At 32.4% G+C, this 2,780-nt stretch carries 5 protein-coding genes; 1 reads left to right on the forward strand and 4 read right to left on the reverse strand.

The genetic code is table 11. The annotated features are described in order from the left end of the window. Window positions 1–179: 179 nt before the first annotated feature. From FFR48_RS26865 to FFR48_RS26880, 4 genes are all read right to left on the reverse strand, one after another. Window positions 180–536: a type II toxin-antitoxin system PemK/MazF family toxin gene (locus FFR48_RS26865; protein WP_236104205.1), complete on the reverse strand. Its 357-nt coding sequence runs from the start codon at window positions 534–536 to the stop codon at window positions 180–182. Then, on the reverse strand, window positions 514–744 hold the full coding sequence (locus FFR48_RS26870; protein ID WP_137669460.1) for a hypothetical protein: 231 nt from the start codon (window positions 742–744) through the stop codon (window positions 514–516). Before FFR48_RS26870 ends, FFR48_RS26865 begins: the two co-directional genes overlap by 23 nt. A 93-nt stretch (window positions 745–837) precedes the next feature. Next, window positions 838–1,044: a hypothetical protein gene (locus FFR48_RS26875; RefSeq protein WP_137669461.1), complete on the reverse strand. Its 207-nt coding sequence runs from the start codon at window positions 1,042–1,044 to the stop codon at window positions 838–840. 127 nt (window positions 1,045–1,171) lie between these two features. Then, complete coding sequence (locus FFR48_RS26880; RefSeq protein ID WP_137669462.1) at window positions 1,172–1,525, reverse strand: hypothetical protein; 354 nt, start codon at window positions 1,523–1,525, stop codon at window positions 1,172–1,174. Between the two features lie 66 nt (window positions 1,526–1,591). On the opposite strand from FFR48_RS26880, the gene FFR48_RS26885 reads away from it, so the two are divergent. Next, on the forward strand, window positions 1,592–2,647 hold the full coding sequence (locus tag FFR48_RS26885; protein WP_137669463.1) for a hypothetical protein: 1,056 nt from the start codon (window positions 1,592–1,594) through the stop codon (window positions 2,645–2,647). Window positions 2,648–2,780 lie beyond the last annotated feature (133 nt).

Consider the following 2,780-nt stretch of genomic DNA (forward strand, 5'->3'; position numbering starts at 1 on the left):
CCGGAAAAAGTGTGCATTTTTTGGGATTTCAAGAGATGGCAAAGAAATTTTCAAATCTTCTCCTGACTCCTGACTCCTGACTCCTGACTCCTATGCCCTCACGGAAAGACTTTCTCAGCAACCCCTAAGTATTTTCATTGTAAGTCCTACTAAGTCTAGTAATTTGGGCATAATTTTAGTCATTTAATATCCAGAACAATAGCTAAAGCATTACTAATTTCCTTCATAATTTCTTCGGAAACAGTTCCCACTTTTTTAATTAGTCGTTGTTGAGAAACTGAACGAATTTGAAAAGTATCTGCTGTGGATAATTTGCTTAAATTATTTTCTGCTGTTGGTTCAATAGGTATCATCCAAGGTACTTGTGCAAAAACTTCGTTCCATCCGGTAATAGGTACAATAACCTTTAAGCGTAAAGTACCTATATCATCATTATTAACAATAATACAAGGTCGCGTTTTGCTAATTTCATCCCCTACTGTGGGATCAGCATTATACAGCCAGATTTCACCTCTACGCATAATCTTGGTACTCATAAAAATCTTCATTACAAGTATCAACAAATTCTGTTAAACTGCTTTCTGTTTCATAATAGGAACGCATTATTTCCGCAGCAGCAGTTAAGCTCAGTTTTTGAGGATTTTGCATTTCTTCGCGCATGAGTTTTAAAGCAAATTCAATTATTTCTAGTCTTTCGACATTAGGCATTTGTTTAATAGCTTCTAAAATTTGCGGGTTAATCATAATTATGGCAATTGTAAATATTTTCTATTTTAATGTGGGATATACTGACAATGCAACCTCCGTAGGTTGGGTTGAACGAAGTGAAACCCAACATTAACCTAACCTACAACGCTGAGAACGCAAAGAAAGCAAAGATAAAAATTCTGCTAAATCAACTAAACCTTCTGCTTCATTTCTTTCTGCTAAAGTCAATTCTTCACCAGTATCTTGACGATCTAATAAAAATTGTAACCGTGCTTGTACTGCTTCAGGAAGTTGAAAATAGGTTAAATTAACTGGGATCTCAACTACTTCATTCATAATGTTTACTGTGAGTGACTGTATTTATTGTAAACCTGAAAAATCAAAAAATGTAGGTTGGGTTGAACAAAGTAAAACCCAACACCACCCACCAAAATATTATAATTAATGTTGGGTTACGCTGCGCTTAACCCAATTTACAACTCGTAATTTTCAAAGCAGCAGCTAAAATATCATCATCAGATTCCATGTCATCCAAATTATCCACTTTTATATGTTCTATAATTTGACGATGAGTAATTTCATATTGTGCATCTACTAAAGTACGTGCTATTAGATAACTGAGTTTTTGCCAATCTTCAGATGAAGCTATTTCTTCTATATTTTGCAATGCTGTATAAGCTTCTGTTGGGAGATAGGCTAAAAATTTTAAGGCTAGATGAATATTCTGTATTTGTGTTTTTTCTGTGATCTTAGACAAATCAATGATCATACTTTTGCTTTCTTGCTCACTGTGAGTCAATCTCGGTTGTTCTGACATATAAATTACTTGTTTATTTTATGGTATAATAAGGATTGTATATAATTTCATTCGCTTAACTAACTTATGCTAGATAACATTGTTGAACTGAGATTAGGAATTAAACCCAACTCAAATCAAAGTCGTAATACTGTCAATGGAGGTAAAAGAAACACTATTTGTACATTTAAAGGAGCAGGTGGTAGTATTTCTACATTAGAAAATCGAGTAGGAGATACTACTTATAGTGGGATTATTCCTCTTCAGAAAATTATTGATAATGAATATCTCGATAAACCAATCATTAATAATTTACTGGCTTTACAAAATGGTAAAGTCTTAGATTTAAGTCAGCCAATAGTTTATAATCATCAAACCTATTTACCTACTAAAATCAGATATACAATTGATAGTAATTATTCGCAATGGGATGATCTAGTATCAGAACTAGAAAGCATAGATGAACAATTAACGCTGAGTTTATATTTTGATATATCAAGAATTAACACCAGTAATTACCAAGTTATTCAAATCAAGGAAGAATCCTATTTAAACATAGTTATTAATCCGATTTTATTTGAAATTAAAGAAGAAGTTTATTGGCTTGCAGAAGCAGGAAAACCTTTATCATTTCCCAGATATGAAGATCCAGAAGGTAATTTTGGTTTTTATGGAAATGATCAACTTTATCCCGTACCAAAAAGAATATTAGATGTTGTTTGTAAAGACTATAGTGCTGATACTTTATATTCTACAGATACACCTGAATATGAAATTGGTGATGCTTCAGTGAAAAGAGTTATGTTAGCTTTAGAAAAATTGGAAAATATCACAGCTTATCCCACAGGTGAAAATAGTATTGCTGATATTAAATTTAAATGGGATTTAATTGTGAAAGTCAATGAAAAACATTATCCATTACAAATTAAATCTAGTAAATCTCAAGCTAACGAAGATTGGCAAATATACAGGGAATTATGGTCAGATAGAGCAATTCCATTTCTTCCTGCGATAGTTTGGACAAATTTCGCTTCATCAATAGATGCAATGGCAAAACAATTTGCTCAATTATTTGATGTGGAGTTTAAAAAAGAATTACCCATAGTTAATAACCCACATTCCGCACTTCAACAAGTAGCATAATCAAACTAGACATCTCCGAAAAAGAATCAAATTATGGTATAACAAGGTAAAATCGTGCATCTACCCTGAGATTATGAGCAACATAGTTGAGTACATTCATAATAATCCTGAAGAATCACAACGGTTATTAGGA

Source organism: Sphaerospermopsis reniformis, assembly GCF_005402885.1.
GTDB lineage: Bacteria > Cyanobacteriota > Cyanobacteriia > Cyanobacteriales > Nostocaceae > Sphaerospermopsis > Sphaerospermopsis kisseleviana.